The sequence below is a fragment of the Bradyrhizobium sp. BR14999 genome (assembly GCF_056106085.1).
This window is the reverse complement of record NZ_CM148536.1, coordinates 3,430,705-3,457,276: the sequence shown is the minus strand read 5'-3', so window position 1 is coordinate 3,457,276 and position 26,572 is coordinate 3,430,705. Positions and strand designations below refer to the sequence as shown.

Genomic DNA, 26,572 nt, shown 5'->3' with positions numbered 1-26,572 from the left:
TTACGCGGCCGCATCCAGCTGCGCGTAGCGCAGCAGGTGGAACGCGGGATCGCCGAACTGGATGTTGATGGAGGAGATTCGCTTGAAATAGTGTCCGACGTTGAGCTCGTCGGTCATTCCCATGCCGCCATGAAGCTGCACCGCTTGGTCGGCGACGAACTTGCCGGCATAACCAATCTTCGACTTGGCGCCCGAGGCGAGCCGCGGAAGTCCCGCATCGCCCGCCGCGAGGCTGAGGTTGAGATGCTGCATCAGGGAGAGCGCCTCCTGATGCGCGATGAACATGTCGACCATCCGATGTTGCAGCACCTGGAAGGAGCCAATGGTGGTGCCGAACTGCTTGCGGGTCTTGGAATATTCCAGTGTGGCGGAATTCAGCTCGCCGATGGCGCCGACGGCCTCCGCGCAGAGGGCGCCGATCGCACGCTCGCGGCAAGCCTCCAGCGCGGCGACGCCCTCGCCTTCCCTCCCCAGCAATTGCGCGTGGACCTCACGCAGGTCGACCTCGGCGGCCCGGCGCCCGTCGATCGTCTTGAAGCTCTGAAGATCGACGCCGGCGGCGCGGCGGTCGACCACGAACAGGCTGACGCCGCCGCCGTCGCGGTCGTCGCCGGAGGTCCGCCCCGAGACGATCAGATGATCCGCCCAGGGCGCGGCGATCACCATGGTCTTCCGACCGCTCAGAACGTAGTCGTTCCCCTCACGCCGCGCCCTGGTCGCGACGTTAGCGAAATCGAACCGGGATGCCTTCTCCGTCCAGGCCAACGCCCAGATCTTGCTGCCGTCGATGATGCCGGGAAGGAAGCCCTGCTTCTGCTCCGACGTGCCCGCCTGCTCGATCAGCCCCCCGGCCAGCACGACCGTCTCGACGAAAGGCTCAACGACGAGGTGCCGGCCGAACTCCTGCATGATGATCATGGTCGACAGCGCGCCGCCGCCGAGACCGCCAGCGTCCTCGGAGAACGGCGCAGCGAGCAGGCCGAGCTCCGCGAAAGCCTCCCACTGCTTCCGGCTGAAGCCTTGCTCGCTCGCCACGATCTTTCGGCGCGTGTCGAAATCGTATTGATCGCGCAGCAGACGCTGGACGCTGGATCGCAGCATGTCCTGCTCTTCCGTGAACTGGATGTCCATCCGATCCTCCCGATGCGCCCGCGCCTAAAGGCCGAGCACTGCTTTGGCGATGATGTTGCGCTGGATCTCGTTCGATCCGCCGTAGATGCTGAGCTTGCGCGCATTCAGGTATTTCTCCGACGCGGTATGTCCGTAGTCGGGACCTGGCATGAAATGGTTGGCACTGGCCGGATGCTCGCGGATCGCAAGGCCGTAATTGCCCATCGCGCGGTGAGTAAGTTCGGTGATGCTCTGGAAGATCTCGGTGCCGCGGATCTTGAACAGCGACGCCGCCGGCCCCGGATCGATGCAGCGCGCCATCTGGGCGACGACGCGCAGTTCGGTCGCCTCCAGAGCCAGCACGTCGAGCTCAATGCGGGCAATGTCCCGCAGAAACTCGAGATGTGCCGGATCGTCCGCCGGTATCTCGGCCTTCACGATCTGCTTCAGCTTCCCGATGTAACGGGTCGACCGGCCGATGCCCGCCATGCTGGTCCGCTCGTTGCCGAGCAGGAACTTGGCGTAAGTCCAGCCCTTGTTCTCCTCGCCGACAAGGTTCTCCAACGGCACGCGGACGTTCTCGAGGAAGACGTCGTTGACTTCATGGCTGCCGTCGATCGTGATGATCGGCCGCGCCGTCACCCCGGGCGACTTCATGTCGATCAGCAGGAAGGAGATCCCGGATTGCGGCTTCGCGCTCGGATCCGTCCGCACCAGGCAGAAAATCCAGTCGGCGTGCTGCGCCAGCGTGGTCCAGGTCTTGTGCCCGTTGACGATGTAGTGGTCACCCTCGCGCACCGCCTTGGTTCTGACGGTCGCGAGGTCCGAGCCGGAGCCCGGCTCCGAATAGCCTTGGCACCACCAATCTTCGCCGGATAGAATCCGCGGCAGAAGCTTCTTCTTCTGCGCCTCGTTGCCAAACGTGTAGATCACCGGCCCGACCATGGTCACGCTGAACGCGAGCGGCGGCAGCGTTCCGGCCCGAGAGGTTTCCTGCTCAAAGATGAAGCGTTGCGTGATCGACCAGCCCGGACCGCCGTACTCCTTGGGCCAGAGCGGCGCGATCCAGCCCTTCTTGTAGAGAATTCGATGCCAGAGCAGCGATTGCTCCTTGGTCAAATCGGTCTCGGGATTTGGAACGCGCATTTCCTGCGGATAGTTTTCCGCAATGAATGTGCGAACCTCGTCACGAAAGGCAGCATCCTCGCTGGAAAGATTGAGCTCCATCGCAACAGTCTCCGCTACCACTTCTCACCGAAGGGGCGGATCTCCAGCTCGAAGGTCCAGGCGCTGCGCGGCTGCTGATACAGCAGCCAATAGGATTCCGCGACGGACGACGGCGGCATCAAGAGATCAGGATTATCGAGGGCATTCGGACCGAGCGCCTCGATCCGTCGTTGGCGCACCCATTCGGTGTCGACCCCGGAGTCGATGATGAGATGCGCCACGTGAATGTTCTTCGGCCCCAGCTCGCGCGCCGCGGCCTGGGCAACGGCCCGCAGACCGAACTTGGCACTGGCGAAGGCTGCATAGCCAATTCCGCCGCGCAGGCTCGCCGTTGCACCGGTGAAGAAGATGTTGCCCTTGCCGCGAGGCAGCATCAGCCGCGCGGCCTCGCGGCCAGCGAGAAAGCCGGAATAGCAGGCCATCTCCCAGACCTTGCGGAAGACGCGCTCGGTCGTTTCCAGAATCGGGAAATTGACGTTGGCGCCGATGTTGAAAATGCAGACCTCGAGCGGCGCGTGCTTGTCGGCGTCTTCCAGGAAGGAGATGATCTCCTCTTCCTTGCGCGCATCGAGCGTGCGCGCGTGAATCTCGCCGCCGGCCGCCTCGATCTCCTTGACGAGCGGCTCGAGCTTGGCGCCGTTGCGGCGCCCGGCAAACACCGTGAAGCCCTCCGAGGCAAACTTCTTTGCGATCTCGCCGCCGATATAGTCGCCGGCACCGATCACGGCCACGGTTGCGTTTCTCTTTTGCAAGGGTCGTCTCCCGGTTAAATTAGACCTGTTGAAGCTGTTCTGCCGTGCCGGAGCGTCCAGCCCAATACGCTGTTCGCGCACCGTGATCACCCGGTCGCCTGCGATATCGGCCGCGCCTGAAAAACCCCGCCACTGCCAACCTCCCGAAACGCTGAGCCCGGTCCTTGGCCCAAGCCCATTCGAATTGGAGTTAACGTTCTTTTTTAGAACTCGTCAATCGCTAAATGACCATTTGGCGACTTAACGCCAGAGTGACAGAATAGCTGTCGCTTTGCGTAGCCCTTGCAGAACATCGTTTACAACATTGCGGCGAACGGCTAGCCTTAAGTATCAAATAAGAACTTATGGGGAGGAGTGATCATGGTCGAAGGTCCCGGCGTAGCAATCCTGGTGGGCGCGGGCGATGCGATCGGAGCCGCCGTCGCCCGACGTTTTGCCAAAGGCGGCTACACGGTTTGTATCTGCCGGCGTGACGCCACCAAATCCCAGGGGCTCGTGGACGAGCTGACGGCTGCCGGCTGTCGTATCCACGCCTTCAGTGTCGATGCGCGGCAAGAAGCCGAGGTGCAGAACCTCTTTTCCGACGTTGAACGCGATATCGGACCGATCGAGGTCTGCCTTTTCAATGCCGGATCGAACGTCAACAAGCCGCTCGTGGACACCACGGAGAGGCTCTTCTTCAAGGCCTGGGAGCTGGCGTGCTACGCCGGATTCCTCGTGGGCCGCGAAGCTGCGCGCGTCATGTTGCCGCGCGGTCGCGGCACCATTTTCTTTACCGGAGCGACCGCCAGCCTTCGCGGCGGCCAGGGCTTTGCCGCGTTCTCGTCGGCAAAATTCGGCCTTCGCGCGGTGGCCCAGGCCATGGCGCGCGAGCTTGGGCCGAAGAATATCCATGTCGTCCATCTCATCATCGATGCCGGCGTCGATAGCGAAGCCATCCACCAGCGCATGAAAGCGGCAAAGGGGATCGAGGCAGGCGCGATCCCGCCGGACAGCCTGACGAAGACCTCCTCTATCGCAGAAGCCTATTGGTTCACGCACCAGCAGAGCCGCGACGGCTGGACCCATGAACTCGATCTTCGTCCGTCGGTGGAGAAGTGGTGATGAACGCGACACCCGATCTCACGCTGTGGGGCGCCGGCACAAGCCGCACCATTCGTGCACACTGGGCGATGCACGAACTTGGCCTATCCTATAAGGTCAAGCCGATCGGACCTCGGACAGGCGAAACCAAAACCGCTGAATATACCAGGCTCAATCCCCGCCAGAAGATCCCACTGTTGCAGGATGGCGACTTCTGCATCGGCGAGAGCGCCGCGATCGTTGCCTATTTGTCGCGCATGTATTCGACGCCGGAACGCTCGCTGATTCCGGAGTCCACCCACGACTATGCCGCGTGGCTCGAATGGTGCTTCTTTGTCGTGGCCGAGCTCGATTCCACGAGCCTTTACGTCATGCGCCGCCACCGGGCGGACGCGCTGGGACACATCTATGGCGTCGCACCTGAAGTCGTCGCTCAAGCCGCGGAGTACTTTCGCGGCCAGCTGCGCCACGTTGAAGTCGCCTTGGCTGACGGCCGGCCGTTTCTCATGGGCGAGCGCTTCAGCAGCGCAGATATCCTCCTTACGACGTGCCTTGACTGGGCCATCGCTTATGGCGTCGGCATTTGCGAGAATGCGCTGCCCTACCTCGAACGCATCCAGCGACGGGAGGCCTATCAGCGAGCGGTCGCGGCTAATGTTCCTGTGGCCCCGTTGCGGTAGGGCCGGCAAAGCTCCAAGCGATCGCCGGCAGCGCTAACGCTTCTGCCTACACAGCCACGCGCAGGGCGCGCTCGGCAATCATTTTGTCGATGGCGCCGTCGTCGTATCCGAGATCGCGCAGCACCTCGCGCGAATGCTCGCCGACCCGGGGGGCCGGCCCGCCGATCGCAGCCTGGTTGATCTCGAAGCGGGCTGCCGGTTTCGGCTGCCGGACACGGCCGACTTTCGGCTGATCGAATTCAGCGATGATGCCGCGCGCTACCACCTGTTCGTTATGAATGATCTCACTCCGGCGCAGGATTGGTGCGCAGGGCACATCCGCGGCGTCGAGGCGCTCCAGCCATTCGGCGGTCGTATGCTGACTGATGTATTCCGCCATCTTGTTGATCCGCGCGGTGGCATTGACCGAGCGCGCCGCGGGAGTCGCGAAGCGGGGATCCTTGGCGAGCTCGGGATCGCCGGAGGCGTGGCAAAAGCCCTGCCATTCGGAGTCGGAGATGGTGCCGGCGGTGATGTAGCCGTCGCTGGTCTTGAACACCAGGTCCGGCCGATCATTCGGATCGACAGTGGCCGCCTCGGCACCGACCACCGTGTACTGCATCATGCCTTCCGGCCAGAGGTAGGAGATCATCGCATCCAGCATCGCCACTTGGATGTGGTCGCCCTGCCCCGTCTTCTCACGCGCATAGAGCGCCGCCGCCACCGCCTGAGCGGTGAACACCGCGGTGGTCTTGTCACATACGATGGTGCGGATCATCTGCGGCCGGTTCGTGACCGGCTGCGACTGGATATCGGCGAAGCCCGACAATCCCTGAACGATCGGATCATAGACGCGCTTCTTTACATAGGGTCCGGTATCGCCGACCCCGCTGATTGAGACGTAGATCAGGCGCGGATGGCGCTGGCGCAATTCCTCAACGCCGAGACCGAGACGTTCCATGGTGCCTGGCCGGAAATTCTGCACCAGGACATCGGCCTGCGCGACCAGCCGGGTGAGCACCTCGCATCCCGACATACTCTTGACGTCGATCGACAGCGAGCGCTTGCCGCGGTTTGAAGAGATGAATAGCGCGGAGAACTCGCCCTCCTTGTCGATGGTGGCGCGGCTGCGGCGGGTAATGTCGCCGCCGATCGGCTCGATCTTCAGCACGTCGGCGCCCTGATCCGCCAGAAACATGGTCGCGAACGGGCCCGACACCACGCCGGTCAAATCGAGCACTCGAACGCCGTGAAGTGGGCCGGGCATGGGCATTCTCCCTGAATTTACGTTTGCTTTGGGTCCGAGAGCGGCTTCGCCACGCAGCCCGGACAGTCGCCGCCGTCAGGCCGTCTTGGGAACAGGTTGCCTGATCTGCTCGACGATCGATTCCTCGACGTCACGGATCTGGTCCTTGCCGAAGAACATTTCCTTTCCGACGAAAAAGGTCGGAGAGCCGAATGCTCCCCGGCTGACGGCGTCGTTGGTCAGATCAATCAGCCTCTTCTTGACGTCATCCTGCTGCGCACGCGCCAACAGCCGATCGACATCGAGACCCGAGGAGACAAACGCGCGACGGAAGATTTCGAGGTCGTCCATTTTCTTCGGCTCTTCCCACATATGATGATAGGCGGCGCGGAAATAGGGCTCGAACATGCCCTCGAACTGGGCAGCGACAGCACCGCGCATCAGCGTCAGCGTGTTGACGGGAAAGAAGGGATTCTGGCGAAATTTCGTGATGTTGTGGCGTCGGATAAACCGCTGGGTCTCCAGCGCCTGATATTCCGGCTTGTTCTTGATGCCGCGAAGCGAGTCGAACGGCGACATGTTGCCGGTCGCCTTGTAGATGCCGCCGAGCAGAACCGGGACGTACGCGAATTTCACCCCGGTCCGCTGCTCAATGCCAGGGATGGCCACTTCCGCCAGGTAGGCGTTCGGGCTACCGAAATCGAACTGGAATTCAACCTTCAGGGTCATCTCGGCCTTCTCCCGGAGAGCGAATGGAGGTCACTGGCAATCCGATCGCCAGCGCGACTTTCGGCAACCATATAGTTCTAAAATAGAACTGTCAATGCGCCTGTAATCCGCTGATTTTGGCCTATTGGGAAGGGTATTGTTTGAAATCTAGTACCTATCTAGAATGCAAGAGTCGGTGCCGATCTCCGCGACGATTGGAGACGGCCTGTGCCGGGACGATTGGAGTGGGTGAATGAAGTGGAAAGAACTCGAGGAAGAGCCATGTTCGATGGCCCGAACCATCGGCGTGATCGGCGATCGCTGGACTCTTCTGATCCTGCGTGAATGCTTCCTGCGCACGCGCCGCTTCGAGGGATTTCAGTCGGCGCTCGGAATCACACGACACTTGCTCGCCGAACGGCTGAAAAAGCTGGTTCGGCAGGGCATCCTGCGCCGTATTCCCTACCAGGAATCCCCCAAGCGTCACGAATATATCCTGACCCAGAAGGGCCTCGACCTCTATCCGATCATGATGGCGATCGTGCATTGGGGCGATACCCACATGGTCGACGAGCGCGGCCGACCGTTGCTGCATCAGCACCGCAAGTGCGGAAAGGACTTCGATCCGGTCATGGTGTGCTCTGAATGCGGCGAGCCGCTGTCGGCCAAGGAGGTTCATACTCATCCGGGACCAGGTGCCCGCGGCACCCCCGCGACGGCGGCGCCGGAGGTCCGGAAGACAAAGACGCGCTCGCGCGCCGCTTGAGATGGCCGCCCACGGAATGCTGCTCGAGGGTCCGCGCATCGGATAGCAACGCAAGGGAGCGCATGCGGGCGCCGTCAGGCCGACACGCGATGTCGCTCAACTCGCCCTTACACTCGGACCACATCGCGGCCCGGTTCGCTGGTATAGAGGCGTTCAACCTGTTCGGAGCGAACCTTCAGCACGGCGCGTTGGTTGACATAGGCCTTGTCCGTGATCTCTCCGGCAGCCATTGATGGCGGATCCTTCAGCAGAGAGAAGGAACAGACTCTTTCGCTGCTTCCGACGGTCTCGTTATATTTCTGAAAACAATCCCTTAGAAATTGAATCACGAAGGGATCGCAGGTCAGATCTGCGGCTGGGTTCGTTGAAACTCGCGTCGCTTCGGTCGGATTCAACCAGCAGAGCAGCGCGCACGCCTCGCGATTTTCGCCCGCAACGACGATGTCGAGCAAGACGCCGCGCGTCGCGGCCAGGATTGCCGCGCGCATGTTTCCGATCGAGACCCAGGTGCCATTCGCAAGCTTGAAGTTCTCGGAAATTCTTCCCGTAAAGCGCAGCCCAAGCTCCGGCTTCTCTGGATCCAGAAACGAGACAGTGTCGCCGATGCGGTAGAATCCTTCCTCATCGAAGGCCCTTTCCGTCAAATCCGGCCTTTCGAGATAGCCGGGCGTGACGTTAGGGCCCTTGACCCTGGCCTCGTAGGTATCGGAGACCGGGATGAGCTTGAGCTGCAGCCCCGGCGCGGGAAGACCGATCTCTCCGGGCTGGTCCGTTGCCCAATGCGTCGAACTGATTGTCGGCGCCGTTTCGGTCGTGCCATAGCCCGACATGACAGGAATTCGTCGGCCGGTGACCGCGAATGTCAATCGATAGAGTTTTTCCAGGGTGCCCTGTGAAATTGCGGCGCCGGCATAACTCAATCGGTCCATCCGCTTGAACACGGTGGCGCCAAGGTCGAGGTCGTTCTCGATCGCATCACATAAGAGGTTATAGCCGGCAGGCACGTTGAACATGGCGGTTGGTGAAATCTCCCTGAGATTGGCGACCGTCTTGTGAAAGAGCTGCGGCAGCGGCCGGCCATCATCGATATAGAGCGTCCCGCCATTCTTCAGGATGCCGTGAAGGATGACATTGCTGCCCATCGTATGGTGCCAGGGCAGCCATTCAACCTGCACCGGCACGGCCGGAGGTGACACGAGCAGGCTGCCCATTTGCAGGGAGCTTGCCATCATGCGATGGGTGTTGAGCACCCCTTTGGGGAAGCCGGTCGAACCTGACGTGAAGAGAATCTTTGCGACGGCGTCGCAAGGCACCTCACGCGATGCGCGATCGAATCCTTCGCTCCCGGTTCGAGCCGCCAGAGCCTGAAAAGGCACCGTATCCGGCGCGCCATCGACGCTGAACCAGGTCGCGGCCGCCAATTCGGGAATCGCGCGGCTGGCGGAAAAGTCGCGTCCGCTTTGAACGAATACGAAGCTTGGGCGCAGCACTTCCGCGATGTCCTTGAGGCGTGCGAGGCCCCCCGGCATCAGCGTGTAGTTCGGCGAGATCGGCGCCAAGATGACCCCGATCGACATCGCCGCAAACGAGATCACCGCGTTCTCGATGGAGTTTCCGGAAAGCACCGCAAGCTTGTCGGCAGGCTTAGCGCCCAAATCGATCAGGCCTTGGCCGACCGCCTGAACCTGCGACCATGCCTCACCATAGGTGATCTCGTCCCATCCTCCCTTGGCATTGCGCTGCGCAAGGAAAACCCGATCCGGAACGGCATTGGCCCAGCGCGGCAGAAAATCTGTGATGCGCCAGTCGCACGGCGTCCATTCGAGTGGTGAGCTCAAGATAAGCGTGCCGTCGGTTCGACGCTCGATGGAAACCTCGCGGGGTGCAAACGTCAGTGCGGTCGTCGACATCGAAAATGATCTCCCGAATTGCTGAAAGGCGACCGCAGGCGGTGCAGTCCTGTCTTGCCCAGCGGCGGCCTGCCGGCGCAGAGCAAGCTCGGACGCAACTGATGCCGCGTCCGTCACTCTGGCTGGGGCGAAATCATTCGGACCTGGCGTCCAACACCTCGCCGAAGGCTTCCCAGGTCGATCCGGTCCATCGTTGCAAACGCATCTGCGTCCAGATCATGTTCTCGGATTCGCTGGTGTTCACCTTGATCCCGGGCAGCGCGGTCGGGACGACGAAATCCCTGAGGTTCTTGGCCTGCGCCAGAATGTTCTTGCGGGACAGGTCATTGCCGCATTGCTTCAGGATCTGCTCGAGCAGGATGCCTTGCTGATAGCCGGTCAGGTAGCTGCCGTTGGTGATATCGACGCCGGCCAGGTACTTGTCGAGAAACGCCCGATAAGCCTGCATGGCGGGATCGTCTTTCCATGTCGGATCCACGACGTCCTTGTTGATCGTCCCGACGATCACACCGACTGATTTGTCGAGGCCAGCCGGCGCGAGCGTGCCTCCGACCGAACCGGACGGAAAGTTGATGATCACGGTTGCTTTCCAGCCGATCACAGAAGCTTGCCGGATCGCCTGCGCTGCGAATTTCGGCGTTCCCGCGATCATCAGGGCGTCGGCACCAGAGCTTTTCAGGGTTGTGATCTGCGAATCGACGGTCGGCTCCGTGACCTCATAGGACGCGCTGACGACCTTTCGGTCGTAGTCCTTGCCGAGAAAGCTCTTGAAGGCATTGACGTAATCTTTGCCGAGATCGTCGTTCTGATAGAGGATGGCGTATTTGGCGTTCGGCAGCGTCCTGATCAGATATTTGGCGTAGATTTTTCCTTCGGTGTCGTAGCTGACAAGGCCTGTCGTCGTCAGCGGATAACTGCCAACGTCCGTGAATTTCGACGAGCCGCTGATGATTGCGATGCTGGGCACCGCTTTCGCCCTCAGGTATTTTGCTGTGGCCGAAAGGCCGGGCGTGCCGAGCTGGCCGAACATGAACGCCACTTCATCGCTCTCGACGAGCTTGCGGACGTGCTCCACCGCTTTCGGAGGACTGTAGGCGTCGTCATATGCGATGTAGTTGATCTTGCGGCCATTGATGCCGCCGCGGTCATTCACCGATTGAACGTAGGCGATGAGGCCCTTGCCCACGAGACCGATCGATGACGCAGGTCCGCTGAACGGAAACACCCCGCCAATCTTGATCTCGGTCGCGGTAACTCCCGGCTCGTCGGCTGCGAAGGCTGGACTGCTCAAAAGCAAAGCCAGAGCCGCAAGACTCTTCCATTTCGCCAACATGACCCGTCCTCCCTGATGCGCACCCATCCGGGCACGCCATTGTGTTTTGCTGACCGCCCGCCCGGCACCGCGCCGAGCGAATTGCGCGCCTCGCCGTCCAAGCGTGGTTGGCCAGCGCGGTAGGCCCTGCGGCCGTTCAGCTCGGCCATCTTGTCACAAAATCTACAGTTCTTTTTTTGAACTCGTCAAGCGATTTGATGACCATCGCTTTGGGACGGACCGCACATGCTGCGTCCGGTGAGACGTGCCAGTCTCCACGCAAATAGACTAAGCAGCGAAGCGCCTTCAATCGGAATGCCGCGTGGGGAAACGGAGCGCCTCGTCGTCGAGATCATCAGTTCTATTATTGTACTTATTTGGGCACGCTTGCGATCTTGCTGCGCGGCTCTATCGGGCCCTCGAGTCGGACAACGCCAGGTATCGCGGGGCGCAGTCATGGGAGAGCGAACAATCACGCTCATGCTGAAGCCAGATCTCCCATGTCAGATCATCGTGCCCCGCATGAAGCAGCGGACCCGCGGATGACCGTCAATATAGTATTTCCAGACCATAGTCCGCCCAGTCTTGTTTGGCTGTGCGACCACGGCGCCGTCCGGCACCATCACCCATTCGCCATCGATGCGCACCCGGTAGTGGCCGTGATCGGATTCCCAATCGATATCGGCGACAAAATATCCATCGGCGTCCGAGCAACATGGTCCGAGCTCGCTGGACAGGCTCTCGAACCATTCCTTCAGCGGTGAATTGGCGTAGCGACCATCGTCACGCGCCGGCGCAGACGTTGCCAGCATGATGAGGGCCAGTGACCACACGATGCGCTTCATAGCGGGTAGCCCTGGTTTCTAGCCGTGTACACATCGGCCTATCGCAGGACGACGTCGTAAATGACCAACGGTTCCTGCGCCACCCGTGATCAAGACTGGAGATTCCATGTCTTCCTCCTCCGGCTGCGCCCGGCGCGCCGAGCGAACGCGCTGAGAGTCCGATCGCCGTCAAAATAGGGGCATATCAAACTATATTTGGATATACAGCAGGAAGCGTCAGCGCGCAACGCTCTCGCGCGCGCGTGCGGTTCTGGAACTATCGACAACAAATAGGAGCCGTGTGATATGTTGGACGCTGAGAGGGGTATTGATGCCGAGAGCAGCAGCAAAAGCATCCAATCTGGTCGATGACCCGGCGCGCTGTAACTGCAATCAAGTCCGCCGCGCAGCCAGACGTCTCTCCCGGTACTATGACCTCGCGCTAGCCTCGAGCGGGCTCAAATCGACGCAATACAGTTTGTTGGGTTATCTCGTAACGTCAGGGCCGATGACCATGGCCCAGCTCGCCAAGCTGATGTCCATGGATCGTGCGACCACGGGGCATAACCTGAGGCCGCTCGTGCGTGACGGCTTCGTCGAGATTTCAGTCGGCAAGAATGACCGACGGGAGCGTATCGTTACGATCACAAGGCAGGGTCATAAGACGCATGGGCGAGCCCTGGCTGCATGGCGGCTCGCGCAGACAGCCTTTGAAGAGGCCATGGGCGAACAGGAAGCCGCCGATCTGCGCGATTTGATGAAGCGGATCGTTGACCTCCCTCTCCCTCGCCCTGAGTAGATCATACGATTCAATTCGGCGCTCTCGTCATTGCACCAGTGTTGGTCCGGGTCAGAACATTCTTGCGGGAATTAGTTCGACCCCGAATAATCTCAGAGCGCGCTTGCAGTCCGCACCTTGCGCGTCACTGATCGCGGCCGACGTGCTTGTTCGGAGAGTGGTCGCTGGCACAACCCTCTTTCGGCTCCCGCGTAGGCCTGGTGAGCACAAGGTTGATGCGATCAGTTGTGCGGCGGCGCTGCCGGACGCCACTGGAGCCGCGACAGGATCTCGGCCGCAGGGGGCGGCTGTCCGGCATGCCCATTCATCGCTGGAACCATATCTGAGGTGGCCGGTTGGCTTGCTGTTGAGCTGTCACTCTGCAGAGCAGCTCGGCACGACCGGCACGAGTCCCAGCGCCGGTTATCCGTCGGGGGTGAATCCCGTGATGGACCACGCGACCAGAGTTGGTAATCGTTTGTTAGCAGCGTTGCCGCCGGCGGATTTTGCTTTGCTTGCACCTCATTTGCGGAAAGTCGCGCTCGAGCGCGACGCCGTACTGGTCCGATCAGGCGATCGGATCGAACACCTTCACTTCCCCTGCGGCGGCGCGATCGCCTTTATCGTGGACTTGCCGAACGGGCAGACGGCCGCCACGGGGGTAATCGGTCATGAGGGTGCCGTCGGTCTGACGTCGGCGCTTGGCGCATCCCGCTCACCCGTGACGGCGGTCGTCCGCGTCCCAGGGTCAGTGCTGCAGATTCCGGCGGCGCAATTCATGCCGGCTCTGCGTCGCAGCCCTGCGATCACATCCATGGTGCAGATTTTCACGAGATCGCTGTTGACGCAATTCCAGTACGTCGCGGCTTGCAATGCCCTGCACTCCGTCGAGGCCCGGATGGCGCGCTGGCTGCTTCACATTCACGACCGGGCGGATGCCGGCAATCTCCTCCCTTTGACGCAAGAGACCATGTCGGAGTTACTGGGAGTCCGCCGCACCACCGTCACGCACGTCGTGAGCGCGTTGCGCGCGTCAAGAGCGTTGAAATCGAACCGGCGCGGTCAGCTCGAGATTGATCGGCCGCGGCTCGAAGCCGTGGCATGCGAGTGCTACAAGGTGATGAGCCGCAGGATCGATCGGATCGTTTCGCAGGGCGCAGCCGAGGTTCTTCACGCCGCTCCGGCGCGAGCCTGCCAGCCGACCGGTAACCGACTATCCAAGGCAGGTTCGTAGACCCAGGCCTCCCTCGCGAACCACTCGTGTGTGGCGGCGCAAATCCGGCAATAGGTGCGCGAGAAGAATACTGCGCTGCACCGGAATCTTTCGCGATCGGTCTCGATCCCCGTCGAAATGGCGCTCCCCGTTTCCGGGCACTTAATCATTACTATACCCATCTTGATTTCCTGCAATCTATTGCCGGCTCTGAGCACACTCGCCCGCCATCGGCTGGACCGCGCCTCTCCTTGTCGGGGAGAGGCTTGTCCAGCCGATCCGCGCGGCCGGTAGCCTCGATTCAGACGGTCTTATGCGACGGTCCTTTGCAATACCCGGTTGAAGCCAGTCTTGATGGGCTCGGTCGTATCGATCGCGACTTTCTGCGCGAGCGCCCAAAGCTCCCGGTTCTGTGCGGAAGCGGCTTCGAAAGCCTCGCGGCTTTGGGCGGTCGAAAGATGTACGATATCCAGCAGCGATCTGGTCTCAGCGAGCCGGGAAAAAAATTCCAGGGTGGCACTGGTATTGTTTTTGGAGATCTCGATCACCCTGGCGCCGTAGTCAATGGTTCCCTTGACGTTCATAGAACAGGCTTCACGGAGAACGTCGCTGATCTCCTCGGAAGTGGATTTCATGCTCTCAATATTTTTCCTCGCCTGCGCGGCGCCCTGCTCGGCAAAGCCGCGGAAGAGTTCCTGGAAATTTAAAAGCGGCAACTCGAACCTTGGCTTTGCTCCGTTCGAGCTCTCATTCGCGGCATGCGTTTCGACTTTCACATTGGCATCATTCACGAGCATTCATCCTTTCAAGCGAAACTAGGTATGGATTGAAGACCCCAAAGCGCCCGGCACGTGCTGCGCCAGAAGACTAGCGCCCCTATTCTCGGCATGGTGGGATGCTGCTGCGAATGAACTGCCTCCCCCCGGCCGAAGCCAACTATGATCGATCAAAGCCGAACCATCCGTTCGCTTTCGGACACTCGTTGCAATAATTCGACGAATTGCGACCAGGCGGCGCAGGGATGAAATTTAAATCTGCCAGGTTGCAACGACTGCTTGCTTGCCTTCTGAGCTCGCTCGCTTTCCCAGGACAGCCCGGTTGCGCAGGTGGCGCTGACGGCGCTCTGCCCGATCTACCCGGCCTCTGAGACTCTCAAGTTCTGCGAGTTCGGAGGCAAGCGCTTCGAGACGCTGGCGAAGAACGGCAGCAGGGTCGTCCGCCGAGCGCGGATAGGCATGGCAGGTCTCCTGCTCGATAGACCAAGCTGCATGCACTAATGCTCAGATCCCGTTGCAGTCGAAACTCGAGTGGCGGGTCGCTCGCAATCGGGATTGCGTCTCCGCGCCTCGTCATCTTCATCTGCACAATCGACGCCGCCAGCTGCGATCGGGTTTTCGGAGCTCCCACCGGTCGCGAACGGCCCTTTACCACCGGCTCCCCCTCCACCGGATCCGCCACCGCCGGAGGTCCCTCCGGCACTTGATGACGCACCACGGCGACCGCCAGATGCTCCGCCACCTCCGGGGGCCCCACCACCGCCGCCGCCACCGCCTGATGCTCCACCACCTCCAGCTGACCCGCTGCCAGAGGCTCTCGACCCTGCCCCGGACGGACGATCGTCGTCGAAGAATGACCTGCCCCCGTCGTCGTCTCGGGTTACACCGGTCTGTCCGCCCGAACGTGCGATCGCGGTCGAGGTCAGGGAGGTCGACAGAAGCAGCGTCATGACGGGGGGTGTCACGGCCGCGAATCTTCCGCAGGTTTTGAGGAATGCCCGCCGATCGTCGTCTTCAGTGCAGTCACGGGACACAATGCGCTCTCCTCGAGTTAAATATTTATTCCCCATATTATATATTAAATCCGCATTCAACCAAGACTTTTGTTTGAAAATGGGCAGCTGTTAAGCGTGTGTCGAGCCGGCAGCTCTTCGCCATTTTCCGCATCCTCTTGAACTTGCGGTTCTCCGCGGCGGCGGCCGTCGAATTTCGGGCTTGCAAATTGAGGATTTAATGTATTTATTTCTGATTTATATTAATCGAGCGACCACCAAGACACCGCAGGATTTGCCATGCCACTGCAGTTTCATCGATCCCTTGAGCGGATGGAGATATGGAGCGCGAGCAGCGATGGCTTCTCGTTTGTGATCAGCTTTGGAAGCCCCACGGGTCCAGGCTTTCACGGACGTTCCGGCTACCTGGCGAGTTGGCGACCGCTCTACCAGAACAACGGCGCGGTCAAGATCAGCGGCTCACCCTTCCGAACGCTGGCCGAGGCCGAGGGGGCCTGCCGCAACATGGCTGAGCATCTGGCTGCGACAACCGACCTCCCCACTTAACGTAATGAACAACGCATCTCGGACAGGATGCCCGAAAACAATCGACGATTGTTCGCAGGTCTCTGAGAGCGCCGCCGGCTCCTGTCCTGCTTGCGTGCACCGGCCCCGTGGCACGGCCGCGACAGCAAAGGCCTACACCGAAGCTGCAGCGAGGTTAACGGAACAATATCCAGTCAAGTGCGATTTGCAGCTAACGCGTACGTTCCGGAAGGACACCGTTGCACTTGGCGTCCTCGTCATCTCGAACCACCGGATCCGGCTGGAGCAGCCCGGAGGAGGCGAACTCACGCGGAGCTGCATGCTGCTCGTTTTGCGAAATCGCCAATGCCGCGAGAACTGTACGATTGCTGATATCCAGCTTCTGGAAGATGTGGTGAAGGTGGACCTTGATCGTACCGTCGGCAATGTTCAGGCGGCGCCCAATCTCCTTGTTCGACAACCCCTCCGATACGAGCCTCATGATCTGCCGCTCCCGGTCGGTCAGTTGTGTCAGGGACTTCTCCTCACCTGCGCGAGGCTCCGCACTGATCTCCCCACCGGGGCCCGTCGACCCCGACGCAAGTCCTTGGTTCTGTGCAACTTCCCGCAGGGTCGCGACCAGCATCTCCGGCTTGGCATCCTTCGTGAGAACGACGCACGCGCCGTCTGCGGCCAGCCTTTGCAACTCGCGATCGCCAGCCTTACCAGCGAAGAAAATGACCCGGGCTCCTCGGCCAGCGGTGTTTGCCAGAGCAAGAAGATCCGGCCGGCTGACGTTGGGCATTGCGTTATCGACCAGCACAATGTCCGGCACGAGGAGTCGAATCGCCTCGATGCAGTTCGCAGCATCGCCGCAGGAGGCCACGATCGCAAAATCGTGCTGCGCCGCAAGGACGCTGCTGATGCCCTGCAAAACGATCGGGTGCCGATCCGCGATGACGACTCTGATGCGGCGCATGCTTCCCTTGCCTATCGCTAATAGCTCCGCATGCAGCCGTTTAATCCACCATTCCCTCTATAGAGACGCGCAGGAGGCATAACCGATCCGTTCTGCCAAAACGTCGCACTGCCAACTTCGCCACGGCACGTATCGGCAACGCTTGATGGCCGCATCAACGTAACTCGCTTAGAGAATGCATGCAGCACCGTAAGAATGCGGGTCTCCTCAAGGAAATCCGAAACCGCATATTCATCGACTAAACCGCGATTTCTACTGCAATTAAGGGTTGTAGCAACATGAAAGCCCTCCCAAAGAATGTATTGATGCAGTAATTTGGCCGCTTCGTCAGTGTTGGTTAACATCATCTAACTCGTCACCGGCCACTTATTACGAACGATATATAGGGACATTCACGATTCAAATCTAACATTCGACAAAGTTTCACCGGAGCGAGGCAATCTGAAAAGCCTCGCCCCAGACAGGAAGGTCGAGAAAGAGGAGGCGCAAAAAAGTAATACTATTCCTTAAGATAATGCGAGGACTGGTCATCGAGCGTGACAGCGGCTGGAATCATTCCGATCTCAGTCGTGTGCCAGCCGGGAGGCTCAAATGAGGGGCACGAATTTATTTCCAACCATTGATCAGGGATCTCGAACGATAACTGTACTGCTTCAGTAGTAGCACCGATGAAAACTTGTCAGCAAAGTTGGGGCGGCATTTCGTCAACCCGCAACTTCCAATCTGCAGTCACGGGTTCATCGCTGGTCATGAGTAGGTGGTCACATGTATTCTTCGGCTATTTTGCGTCAAACGCATGAGGCGCTGATCGTTCAATTCACTGAATTGCAGAATTTACGTAGTCGCGTGTTGATGGCCGAGCAGCGCTTGCTTGGTCCAATGCGAAGGGGCCGTCGGCGGAGAGCGGCCGAGAGGCGGCCGGTCGGTCGGAGGCACGGACCCGGCCGGTAGCATCAAGAAGAACCGCGTTGCAGACCGGGCTGTGCGCGAGGTGATCGTGCTTGCCCGACCCGGGTTCGACCTGATAAGTCCCCCTCCTATTTCAAATCGGAAGTAGTGGGGACGGCTTCCATGGAGAAGGACGACTGGGCATCCGCGACCACAGCCGAGCTGTGGCGGCTTTACGATGAGGTGACGACTGTTCTCAGTCGGAGAATGATCGCGGAAAAAGCCAAGCTCGAAGAACGACTTCGCAGGATTGAGGGAACTGCCGGGGCCCCGAACGCGGAGCGTGCGCGCCGTCCCTACCCCCCAGTGCTGCCGAAGTACCGGAACCCGAAGGACCCATCCGAAACCTGGTCCGGTCGCGGTAAGCAGCCCCGATGGCTGAAAGCGCAGCTTCGAGCCGGCAAGAAGCTGACCGATCTACTGATCAACCGCCCATCCGGACAAAGCCGCCGCCGGACGGGCTGAGCGCCACGGCCGTATCCCGACGCCGCGCGCCGAGACGATGCCCTTTGCCGCGGGCGGCTTACTCCGCGGTTCGGGCCGTCCTTGCCGCCAGGAGGCCGCAGCCCATTGACCGCAATGCCGAACTGCACGGGGCCGGCAACGACGGCCATGGTGGGCAGCTTTCGGATCTCGCCGCTGCCGGTCCACCGATGAGCAGTAGGCCCGATCCACGGGAGCGCGGCGCCAAGGGAAAGGAAATGGCGATCCGCATCGCGCTCGCCCGGTAACGATTACGCCCCTTTCCCGTCGATCGTCGCCCACAGCTGGTGACTGCTCGGCATTTGCACGCGAAGCCAACGATAGGGGACTCGCGACCAGAGCTTGATCTCTGGGGCGAGATTGTCGAGCACGAGATCGCCGCTCCGGGTGCGGACGAGCAGCACCAAATGATGTTCTCCGGAACTGACGATGACCTCGCTCAGTAGCAAGGCCCGCGCCGGCCAGCCACGCCGAAGGAGTTCGTGACGTTTGCTTACAGCGTAGTCGTTGCAGTCCCCGCGATCGGGATTGACGCTCCACGCCTCGCCGGCCAAGCCGAGGTTGTTGGGCACCGGCATAATGGCCAGATTGACCGCACGGTTGACCTCCAAGAGATCCGCCCACCGCTCCTCGGTCAGCCGGACCGGGCCGCCCCGGAAGCCACGCCGCGAGCGGCATTCGGCCTCATAGCGCAGGCAGAACATCGTGTACGTCAAAGGCGGAAGCGTGGGCCGCCCGAGTTCGATGCGCCCTAGTGCTGCTTGAGAAGTCATGGGCATCGCCAGGCGTCCTGCGTCCGCCCATGGAGTACCTCCGACCATCATGGCGACCGCTACAACCAACACGGAGCCGGAGACTCGATACATCTGCCGATCCCCTTGCGAACACCACTGAGGCTCAGATCCAGCCGCAGCGAGGCCATGGCCAGAACCGCGCGATTAATTGTCATATTTAAATGTATTAAATTTTATCTAATTATCAACCAAAATAACATTCGAGATTAAATAATCCAGCTTCGGACGAAAAAAGCTGAGCCTGCCAGTGGACAAGCAGGTTCAAATGCGCGTCGGTTGCTTCTCTCCGAGAGCGCTGCTGCCCTTACGCGGCTGCCGTCTGTCAGCGACGGTGGCATTCGCGTCGCGAGCGTCGCGCTGTTATCGGGCGGACGGCGCCGAAGGCGCGCTGCCTCCAACTTCGTCCCCTCATAATTCAGGCGGCAATCGTAGCGGTGACTTCGCTCGCCAAGCGAATGGCTGCAATGAGCAGACATATTTTTGCAACACGCAAACGCCGCACTCGGTCCGCGGTTATGCACCGGATTTTGTGTGCAGGGCGGGGACGCGAGTCGAAATCGCCAGCACCATTGCTTCTCGCACAGGACGCCGCCTGACAGAAGCCTGCGATGGAGCCTTGGAATCGGCGGCGATCCGAACGCGCGGATTGGACGTTCAAGTCCAGCTATGCCGACGTTGTTCGTCAAGCTAGCCGATTTGAACCCATTGACCGATCATGACGGCTGCACCTTTTCGATCGCCTCCGGCAATCCACCGGCGGTCTCTTGATCAGCGGGTAGTGCGCTCGCGACAGCCGCAGGGCGTGCGCGACTGATCTCCCAAGGCCACAAATCCACTGGTTCGCCCGTTCCCGAAATAGAAATTTTTGCGCGTAGGGCGGGGGCGAGCCGCTCCAGAATCAGGTGCCGCTCCAAACGGATCTCGCGTTCGAGGGCATCCGAATAGATCGGGAGCGCGTGGATTGTCTCACGAGGGATTCTACACGACACGTGCCCAAATGGGGTCGCTACCCCGACCACGATGGCCTTGCCATCCCACTCGACCTCGCCAACGAACTCGATGTCTCCGACAGAGCTCCGCGTCATATCAAAAATCCCATATCCAATAAATAGGCTCCATTTATCTAGATTATTTAATAAGACATTTAATTCAAGTGAAATCTTCTTTCTGAAACTGACTAACCGCACTTCGATGTTGCCAGAATCAACCGCTTCAAGCTCTCGCGATGATCGACGCACTCTTTTTTGGAGGGATGGTGGCCCCACGCGATTGACAGGGCATGGGATCGGCAAGCTCTCCAAACGCAATGGCTCCGGCGCCTTGCCTTCGCTCTTGTTGTTGTCCCTCCTTCAGCCAGCGCTTCAGGACGCGCCGTTGCGCGGCCCGAACCGGCCTCTCATAGCGCTCCAATCCAGTAAGACGCTTCGCTAGCTTCGGGCTTGGGCATTCCATCAACGCAACAAGTATGTCATGGCGGATCTGCCGAATGCGAGAATGCGACGCAGCACAGGACGGACATCCCGATGTCGCCGATAGGCCCATAAGCGGAAGCGGCCCGGCGCTATTCATCGCCTCGTCGGGGACAATGAAATGGGCGCCATTCGGCGCAACCTGGAAGGGATCAACGACCCCTATGACGCGCGCGGTCGATGAGGACCTCGACCTTTGGCAATATGCGCGTGACGACCGCTTCGATTCCGGCCGCGGTCGGGTGTAGGCCGTCCGGCAGTTTGAGCTGAGTATCGTCCACAAACGCATCGTCGAAAGCCGGATAGAACAACACATTGTGCTCTCTGGCAAGATCAGAGAACATCGCCGCAAAGGCACGCTTGTATTCATCTCCACGGCTGGGTTGGGTCCGCACCCCGCAAAGAAGCACGACAATCCGCCGAGCTTCGAGATTGCGTAGTATCTCCCCGAGCGCCGCGCGAGTGACATTTGGTTCGAATCCCCTAAGCATGTCATTCGCACCGAGTTCCAAGATTACCGCGTCAGTATCGTCACTGATCGATCGGTTCAATCTAGCAAGACCCCTTGCAGCTGTGTCACCAGACACACCTGCATTTGCAACCGCGGCTGGTTGACCTCTGGCTCTCAATGCAGCTTCTAGTTTCTTCGGAAAGGCGGAGCCAGCGGGGACACCGTACCCGGCAGTGAGAGAATCCCCGAGCGCGACAATTCTGACCACCGTTTCATCGGCTCGAACATTATGGTTCGTTGTCCACGCCGGCACGATGGAAGCCGCGGCGACAATGATCGTGAGGCGAAGAGTGGGCGTGACCATACTAAACAATAATCCGGATAGCGAACAAACAGCAAGGCACAATGAGGCCCCCCTCGAGGCTCACGATAATCGGCTTGCTGGAAGACTTCTGTCTCGCTTGATGCCCGAATCGATGCGGCTTGCTGATCGTGGCTACGACGCCGAGCTGCCATGAAGAAAGGCGCATGGACCAACATCCCGCCCAAAAGGAATCGCGGCGAACTAATCTGTTTTGGTCCTTGCCTATATCGCGCCCGCAATCGGGTTGTGCGGTTCTTCAACAGCATCAAGCGAGGTCGTCGGGCGGCGGCGCGTAACGATAAACTTGGCGCCAGCTATCTCGCGACCTGCCCTGAATGCAACGGATACAGGCCGAGTGATTGAACGACTATCGATGGCTGCTCACCGGACAACGAGGGTTAGCGGCAGAGGCTGATCGCGCCGCGGGGCGGAGAAGGTGAACCCTTGGGGGTCGCTCCGAGCTCTAAGGCCGTACTGCTGCTTCGTCGTTGGTCCCGCTAGCTTCGATTTGTCGCCTTTTTCATTAGAGGCGCCCCGGCCGCCGCTCGTGGCACAGACGGAGATGCGACATGAGCAATAGGACTGCTGCAGATAGGACTGGAATTCCTGCGCAATCGGAGCGTTTATTGAGTCGGCCGGAGCTCGAAGGCGGGGGCCGGTATCTCACCTCGCAGACGCGGGGCTTCAGGCAGTGCGGCGAGGAGCGCCGCTGTTCTTGGCGCAGCGTACAGAGTGACGGCGTGGCCAAGCCACATGGGGTAATCGCGGGAGCGAGTTGCCCCTGAATGAGTGGCTGTTCCCCGATAAGATGGAGAGACGGGCTCACGACCTGACGCCGGGCCCAAGCATCGAATGGAGAACAGCCATGGGAGAATTTATTGGTCTCGACGTGTCGATGAAAGAGACGGCAGTCTCGATCCGCCAAACAGGTGAACGGATCTGACGCGGCAAGTGCCCATCTGATCTCAGCATTATCGCAGAGCTCATCCGCAAGCGGGCGCCGTCCGTGAAACGCGTCGTATTCGAGACCGGACCGCTGTCGGTATGGTTCTATCATTCGCTGCGCACCGAAGGGTTGCCGGCGATCTGCATCGATGCGCGCTATGCTAAAGCGGCACTCGATATGGCGGCGAATAAGACGGACGCAAACGACGCTGATGGCCTAGCGCAACTCGCGGAAGTCGGGTGCTTTCGTGAGGTGCGTGTGAAGGGATTCGACAGCATGCTGACCGCACGCTTGTCGCAGCGCGGACGCAGCTGGTTCCGAATCACTGCCGCGCTTTCCAACCAGATCCACCTCTCAGACAATCTGATCATTCAGCTCGGAACCGTGAATCGCGCTTGATTCAACGGTCGTCGGGGCAAACCATCAGGAACATCCAATAACGCGTCCGCCATCCCGTACACAAATGGATGGCAGCTACCCTTGACGGCATCGTCGAGCAAACCGGCGCCGTGTTTGAGGCCAAGTTCATGCTGCCGTGGGCCTTCACTGAGGAAGCAGCAGCCGAGAAACACATGGCCGAGCTATAGCATAACATGTGGGTCACGGCCGCGCGAAGCTCGGTGCTCTCAATCATCACCGGCGGCGGGCAACTTCGCCGCGTCGACTTGGTTGGCATCGCACCCGATTTCAAATGTGAAGCCGAGTTTTACAAGATGCAAAACGCTCTGAGCTGGCGAGTTGATAGGCCGGCGCCTAGATCGAGGCCCGGCTTGCCTCGTGCGGCTTCGATCAGCACTCGATCAGCATGGAGGCCACGTGCAAGCGCGCGAAATCTTTCTCCTCTTTGAGAACCTGTTGCACGGCGCTGGAACGCGGCGGGTATTCTTGCTGAGGGAAATCCACAAGCACCGCCGGGCGCGAGGTCCAAGCGCGGCTTGAAACGGGATGGTCAGAACCGTCGGTCTACTCTGGGATCTCGGCCCTCCCGTCGAACACACAGACTGAGTTCGTTTTGCGAGACATATTGGTTCAGCCACTCCGATTCGTGAGATTGCGGGAAACTTGAACATCCTGAGCGGACGCTTCTCCAGCGAACGCCAGTCTGGCGTGTCGACAACCGGCCTTGGTCGCGATCCGCTTGGCCTCGCACCAAGCCTGTTATGGTAGCAGTCCAACCAGCATGGCCACTCTGGACCACGAAGGATGCAGCCGCATCACCGACCCCCCATTTTAGCAGCTCTTCAGCAACAGGCGTCGCGTCGAGCGATGTGCGACTACGCGCAGGATTTAAAGTGGTGGGCGAGGACGCGGGTCGATGTCGCCAGGGCCGTCGACCGCGGCGGCTCGGTCAGTCCGAGCAACGAGCGGCGGGATGCTCTTTCTGCCACGAGATCCAAAGTACCGTAGAAACTCCGGCTCTTCGAACGGAACGTCGTGGTAGGCCCTTGCGAACCATCTACTCGCCGGGTCGCGCTGCCATTCCTGCGGGAACAGAGCTACTTCGTTCGCGATTTGATGATCTACCGCGTTGACAATAGGCTCGTTCGAGATGACGCTAAGCAGCGCCGATGGCAAATCGGGACCGTCGAAACCCGGAAAATGATCGATTTGAGTAGCCCGAGGGTTGATCTCTATCAGCTTCGCCTGCTGGGTGCCATCTTCCAACACGAAGTCGAATCCAAAGATTCCCGAGAGGTCGAGATGCCGCACGATTGACCGCGCGCTAGCAATCATCCCCTCGCCTTTCACTCGACGAACCACACTTGCTACTCCGAAGTCGCTCGTACGCTGCAAGACCTCGACGGCCGCAGAAGCGCGAACATCGCCATGCCAGCAAGCCACGGTGCAATTTGCGAGGCGCCCTGTAACGTACGATTGTACGCAAATCTGAGCTGTCGAAAACTTGTTGGCCGCCAGCAGGGCCTCGCCATCACCGTTCACCAAAAACGACTTTAGCCGACGCACCCAGCTCTTCTGGAGACGCATCCTGAGAAAACAAGGTACGATTTCGCTCACCCTGCGAATCGCAATGACGTCTTTGCCACCCGAACTTCCGTCGAGCTTCAGGACAGCCGGAAGCCCATGTTGGCGAACCCAATCGAACAGGTCCGTAACACCATCGATGGCCGCCGTGTGCGGAATGTGAACGTCGGGCAAGCGCGAAAGATCGGACAGGAAGGAACGTCGGACAACCAAAGGGTAAGAAAGCGGCGATCCCAACGATGCTCTAATGAGCGAAGCAATGCACCGCATGCCAGCCTCACTGGAGAGGGCTGACACCTCGTCATGCAATCTGTGAAGGTGGGCGACAACTCGATCGTCGCACGGCACAATCAGATCCGGCTGGGATGCAGCGATCGCGGCCTTGATCGAATCATAGGCCGCAGTCCTCCGATATTCGAACGTTCGATTCGGCGAATGCATCCGATGAACCGGGTGCCCAGAGGGTGCAACGACGTCTACCGCAGAACCTGCTTTTCGAAATGCAATCGCTAACCGCGCGACATTGGGCCACAACATGCTGTGCGCGAGAAGGACTCTTGCACTCATTTCTCCGCCCACGCATCAAATTGCGGTATCGCGTAACTGCGCGATTGCAGGCGCGGCTCCCGACTCAGGATCGGCACCAGACGGCGCGAGGCAAATCCTGCACCGAAGGCAAAGCGTAACAACGGCCCGAAGCTGTTTGCGGCGACCGGCCCGGCGAAGAAGAGCCCCTCAATCGACGATTCAAAACGCGAGGACAGCAACGGGGCCTGCCCCGTGTGCGATAAGCGCGACAGCAGTGAGCCATCGAAATAGTCGAGGCGCCGGATGTCGACGCGATAACCCGTTGCGGCGATCACGTGGTCTGTCTCTACGCGGGCCGTCTCGCCAGACTCATCGCGCAACTCCAGATGGACGCTTCCGTGAGAAATGGATGCATGCACCAGCTCGTGACCGCTCAGCACAGGAACGCGACCGACAAACATGTCCTTCATAGGCCATCCCGCCGCCGGTCCCAGATGGCGACGAACTACTCCCCGGCGGAAATTGTCGGGCATGACATGAAAAAGTAGCGGTGCATCGGTGCACATCCGCGACCTCAGACCCGGGCCTATGCCAGAGCGGGGATGCCTGATGCGTTGCCACAACGAACGACCTGTGGCGGACGGAGGGGTCGCGAATATCAGGTTTCGACGCCGGCAGATCAATGTTACGTCGCAACCACGCGCCTTTAGCAGTGCCGAAAGATCGATCGCCGATGCACCTCCACCGATCACGACAACGCGGCTGCCCGCAAAACGGCCGAGATCGCGATGATCATGGCTGTGCGAAACAATCTCTGACGGAAACGCGTCAAGGGGGGGCGGCATATAGCGGAAGGGACCGACGCCTGTTGCCACCACGATGCGCCGGGCCCGCACCATCGCGCCATTCTCGCAGTCGAATGCGAACCCATTGCCATGCTGTCGAACCGAGCTGACCGTTGTCTCCTCCAGGTTCGGAGCGAATCGCTTGGCGAACGCCATCCCGTAGTCGATGAAGGTCCTCAACTGTACAGGGATTCGATCGTCGCTGTACTCGATTGAGTGCTCCCGACAGAATCGCGACAGCGGCAGTTCGTTATGTGGATCGTAGAGATTGGAAGCGAAGCCGTCAGACTTCAGCAGCATGCCTTCAGGCATGTGGCGCCGCCACAGCTCCATGGGACGCCCAAAAATTGCATGATCGACGCCCGCGGCGCGCAGATGGGCTGCGAGCCCCAGGCCGTATGGACCAGCACCGATAATTGCCACGTCAGTGTCCATTGCGCTCACCACCGGCCATTCGAATCCACAGACCAATTCACCGCACATAGCTCAATTCGACGAACCCGAGCGGCAGCTCACGCTCACGATGGTTGCTGCTTTTCAGTCTCGTCCTGCATGCGCCCCTCCAGTGCTTGATCGATGGATGGCGCGATGACGAGCGCCTGAGAGCGCGTGTCGTTGACATCCGACGGCCATAGGTCCACCGGCTCATTTGCCCTCAGAGCAGAGATTTTTGCGCACAGTGCGGGGGCGAGCCGTTCCAGGATCAGGTGCCGCTCCAAACGGATCTCGCGTTCGATGGCGTCCGAATAGAGCCAAAGCGCGTGAATCGTCTCGCGAGGGATTCTACAGAGCACGTGTCCAAATTCGGTCACCGCCAGGATCAAGAGCGCCTTGCCATCCCATTCGACTTCGCCGACGAACTCGATCTTGCGGACACGCCCCATTTTTTCTCGATATATCT

23 protein-coding genes and 4 pseudogenes are annotated in these 26,572 nt (G+C 60.1%); 10 read left to right on the top strand and 17 right to left on the bottom strand.

What is annotated here, in order from left to right; translation table 11 throughout:
* The 3 genes from ACR9YP_RS15895 to ACR9YP_RS15885 are packed head-to-tail and all read right to left on the bottom strand — an operon-like array spanning position 1 to position 3,089.
* On the bottom strand, positions 1–1,131 hold the full coding sequence (locus ACR9YP_RS15895; RefSeq protein WP_438106334.1) for an acyl-CoA dehydrogenase family protein: 1,131 nt from the start codon (positions 1,129–1,131) through the stop codon (positions 1–3).
* A gap of 24 nt (positions 1,132–1,155) precedes the next feature.
* Complete coding sequence (locus ACR9YP_RS15890) at positions 1,156–2,337, bottom strand: acyl-CoA dehydrogenase family protein (protein ID WP_474220385.1); 1,182 nt, start codon at positions 2,335–2,337, stop codon at positions 1,156–1,158.
* Positions 2,338–2,351: 14 nt separating this feature from the next.
* The gene (locus ACR9YP_RS15885) at positions 2,352–3,089 is read right to left on the bottom strand and encodes an SDR family oxidoreductase (protein ID WP_474220383.1); all 738 of its coding nucleotides are present in this window, start codon (positions 3,087–3,089) and stop codon (positions 2,352–2,354) included.
* 360 nt (positions 3,090–3,449) lie between these two features.
* Between ACR9YP_RS15885 and ACR9YP_RS15880 the strand changes: the two genes are divergently transcribed.
* On the top strand, positions 3,450–4,193 hold the full coding sequence (locus ACR9YP_RS15880; RefSeq protein WP_438106332.1) for an SDR family NAD(P)-dependent oxidoreductase: 744 nt from the start codon (positions 3,450–3,452) through the stop codon (positions 4,191–4,193).
* Positions 4,193–4,852 carry a glutathione S-transferase family protein gene (locus tag ACR9YP_RS15875; RefSeq protein ID WP_091878239.1) on the top strand — a complete coding sequence of 220 codons (660 nt, stop codon included), beginning with the start codon at positions 4,193–4,195 and terminating at the stop codon, positions 4,850–4,852. The genes ACR9YP_RS15880 and ACR9YP_RS15875 overlap by 1 nt, the downstream gene beginning before the upstream one ends.
* Positions 4,853–4,898: 46 nt before the next feature.
* On the opposite strand, the gene ACR9YP_RS15870 is transcribed toward ACR9YP_RS15875, so the two are convergent.
* Entirely contained in the window at positions 4,899–6,098 is a 1,200-nt protein-coding gene (locus ACR9YP_RS15870; RefSeq protein ID WP_438106329.1) for a CaiB/BaiF CoA transferase family protein, read from the bottom strand.
* A gap of 75 nt (positions 6,099–6,173) precedes the next feature.
* Positions 6,174–6,806, bottom strand: coding sequence for a 2-hydroxychromene-2-carboxylate isomerase (locus ACR9YP_RS15865; RefSeq protein WP_438106327.1), 633 nt, complete (start codon positions 6,804–6,806; stop codon positions 6,174–6,176).
* A gap of 232 nt (positions 6,807–7,038) precedes the next feature.
* Here ACR9YP_RS15865 and ACR9YP_RS15860 point away from each other — a divergent pair, with 232 nt between their 5' ends.
* Entirely contained in the window at positions 7,039–7,551 is a 513-nt protein-coding gene (locus ACR9YP_RS15860) for a winged helix-turn-helix transcriptional regulator (RefSeq protein WP_091878246.1), read from the top strand.
* A 107-nt stretch (positions 7,552–7,658) separates the two neighbouring features.
* Here ACR9YP_RS15860 and ACR9YP_RS15855 read toward each other — a convergent pair whose 3' ends face one another.
* The 3 genes from ACR9YP_RS15855 to ACR9YP_RS15845 all read right to left on the bottom strand — a co-directional run bounded on the left by ACR9YP_RS15855 (position 7,659) and on the right by ACR9YP_RS15845 (position 11,618).
* Positions 7,659–9,461: an AMP-binding protein gene (locus ACR9YP_RS15855; protein ID WP_438106325.1), complete on the bottom strand. Its 1,803-nt coding sequence runs from the start codon at positions 9,459–9,461 to the stop codon at positions 7,659–7,661.
* Between the two features lie 133 nt (positions 9,462–9,594).
* Entirely contained in the window at positions 9,595–10,794 is a 1,200-nt protein-coding gene (locus tag ACR9YP_RS15850; RefSeq protein ID WP_438106323.1) for an ABC transporter substrate-binding protein, read from the bottom strand.
* Positions 10,795–11,276: 482 nt separating this feature from the next.
* Entirely contained in the window at positions 11,277–11,618 is a 342-nt protein-coding gene (locus tag ACR9YP_RS15845; RefSeq protein WP_091878253.1) for a hypothetical protein, read from the bottom strand.
* 310 nt (positions 11,619–11,928) lie between these two features.
* On the opposite strand from ACR9YP_RS15845, the gene ACR9YP_RS15840 reads away from it, so the two are divergent.
* Both ACR9YP_RS15840 and ACR9YP_RS15835 read left to right on the top strand, forming a co-directional pair.
* A complete protein-coding gene (locus ACR9YP_RS15840; protein ID WP_370987674.1) occupies positions 11,929–12,396 on the top strand; it encodes a MarR family winged helix-turn-helix transcriptional regulator in 468 nt (155 codons plus the stop codon).
* Between the two features lie 427 nt (positions 12,397–12,823).
* The gene (locus ACR9YP_RS15835) at positions 12,824–13,609 is read left to right on the top strand and encodes a Crp/Fnr family transcriptional regulator (RefSeq protein WP_370987673.1); all 786 of its coding nucleotides are present in this window, start codon (positions 12,824–12,826) and stop codon (positions 13,607–13,609) included.
* 290 nt (positions 13,610–13,899) lie between these two features.
* On the opposite strand, the gene ACR9YP_RS15830 is transcribed toward ACR9YP_RS15835, so the two are convergent.
* Both ACR9YP_RS15830 and ACR9YP_RS15825 read right to left on the bottom strand, forming a co-directional pair.
* Positions 13,900–14,385, bottom strand: coding sequence for a phasin family protein (locus ACR9YP_RS15830; protein WP_244550920.1), 486 nt, complete (start codon positions 14,383–14,385; stop codon positions 13,900–13,902).
* Between the two features lie 862 nt (positions 14,386–15,247).
* Positions 15,248–15,434 (bottom strand): annotated as a pseudogene (locus ACR9YP_RS15825) (hypothetical protein); the annotation flags it as partial.
* A gap of 222 nt (positions 15,435–15,656) precedes the next feature.
* On the opposite strand from ACR9YP_RS15825, the gene ACR9YP_RS15820 reads away from it, so the two are divergent.
* Positions 15,657–15,923: a hypothetical protein gene (locus ACR9YP_RS15820; protein WP_438106319.1), complete on the top strand. Its 267-nt coding sequence runs from the start codon at positions 15,657–15,659 to the stop codon at positions 15,921–15,923.
* 190 nt (positions 15,924–16,113) lie between these two features.
* On the opposite strand, the gene ACR9YP_RS15815 is transcribed toward ACR9YP_RS15820, so the two are convergent.
* A complete protein-coding gene (locus ACR9YP_RS15815) occupies positions 16,114–16,860 on the bottom strand; it encodes a LuxR C-terminal-related transcriptional regulator (RefSeq protein ID WP_438106318.1) in 747 nt (248 codons plus the stop codon).
* 1,071 nt (positions 16,861–17,931) lie between these two features.
* On the opposite strand from ACR9YP_RS15815, the gene ACR9YP_RS15810 reads away from it, so the two are divergent.
* Positions 17,932–18,273: an H-NS histone family protein gene (locus tag ACR9YP_RS15810; RefSeq protein WP_091878262.1), complete on the top strand. Its 342-nt coding sequence runs from the start codon at positions 17,932–17,934 to the stop codon at positions 18,271–18,273.
* Positions 18,274–18,542: 269 nt separating this feature from the next.
* On the opposite strand, the gene ACR9YP_RS15805 is transcribed toward ACR9YP_RS15810, so the two are convergent.
* The 3 genes from ACR9YP_RS15805 to ACR9YP_RS15795 form a co-directional block, all read right to left on the bottom strand.
* Positions 18,543–19,064 carry a transglutaminase-like cysteine peptidase gene (locus tag ACR9YP_RS15805; RefSeq protein WP_438106314.1) on the bottom strand — a complete coding sequence of 174 codons (522 nt, stop codon included), beginning with the start codon at positions 19,062–19,064 and terminating at the stop codon, positions 18,543–18,545.
* A 734-nt stretch (positions 19,065–19,798) separates the two neighbouring features.
* Positions 19,799–20,323, bottom strand: a complete 525-nt coding sequence (locus ACR9YP_RS15800) for a hypothetical protein (RefSeq protein WP_474220379.1) — start codon at positions 20,321–20,323, stop codon at positions 19,799–19,801.
* Positions 20,324–20,706: 383 nt separating this feature from the next.
* Positions 20,707–21,369: an arylesterase gene (locus tag ACR9YP_RS15795; protein ID WP_438106312.1), complete on the bottom strand. Its 663-nt coding sequence runs from the start codon at positions 21,367–21,369 to the stop codon at positions 20,707–20,709.
* 46 nt (positions 21,370–21,415) lie between these two features.
* Between ACR9YP_RS15795 and ACR9YP_RS15790 the strand changes: the two are divergent.
* The 3 pseudogenes from ACR9YP_RS15790 to ACR9YP_RS15780 all read left to right on the top strand — a co-directional run.
* Positions 21,416–21,732: pseudogene (locus ACR9YP_RS15790) on the top strand (hypothetical protein); the annotation flags it as partial.
* Between the two features lie 502 nt (positions 21,733–22,234).
* Positions 22,235–22,663 (top strand): annotated as a pseudogene (locus ACR9YP_RS15785) (IS110 family transposase); the annotation flags it as partial.
* Positions 22,637–22,965 (top strand): annotated as a pseudogene (locus tag ACR9YP_RS15780) (YqaJ viral recombinase family protein); the annotation flags it as partial. The pseudogenes ACR9YP_RS15785 and ACR9YP_RS15780, both read left to right, overlap by 27 nt.
* 637 nt (positions 22,966–23,602) lie before the next feature.
* On the opposite strand, the gene ACR9YP_RS15775 reads toward ACR9YP_RS15780, so the two are convergent.
* From ACR9YP_RS15775 to ACR9YP_RS15765, 3 genes are all read right to left on the bottom strand, one after another.
* Positions 23,603–24,739, bottom strand: coding sequence for an ATP-grasp domain-containing protein (locus ACR9YP_RS15775; RefSeq protein ID WP_474220378.1), 1,137 nt, complete (start codon positions 24,737–24,739; stop codon positions 23,603–23,605).
* A 122-nt stretch (positions 24,740–24,861) separates the two neighbouring features.
* Entirely contained in the window at positions 24,862–26,106 is a 1,245-nt protein-coding gene (locus ACR9YP_RS15770; protein ID WP_474220376.1) for an NAD(P)-binding domain-containing protein, read from the bottom strand.
* An 83-nt stretch (positions 26,107–26,189) separates the two neighbouring features.
* A complete protein-coding gene (locus ACR9YP_RS15765; RefSeq protein ID WP_474220375.1) occupies positions 26,190–26,555 on the bottom strand; it encodes a hypothetical protein in 366 nt (121 codons plus the stop codon).
* Between the last annotated feature and the right edge of the window lie 17 nt (positions 26,556–26,572).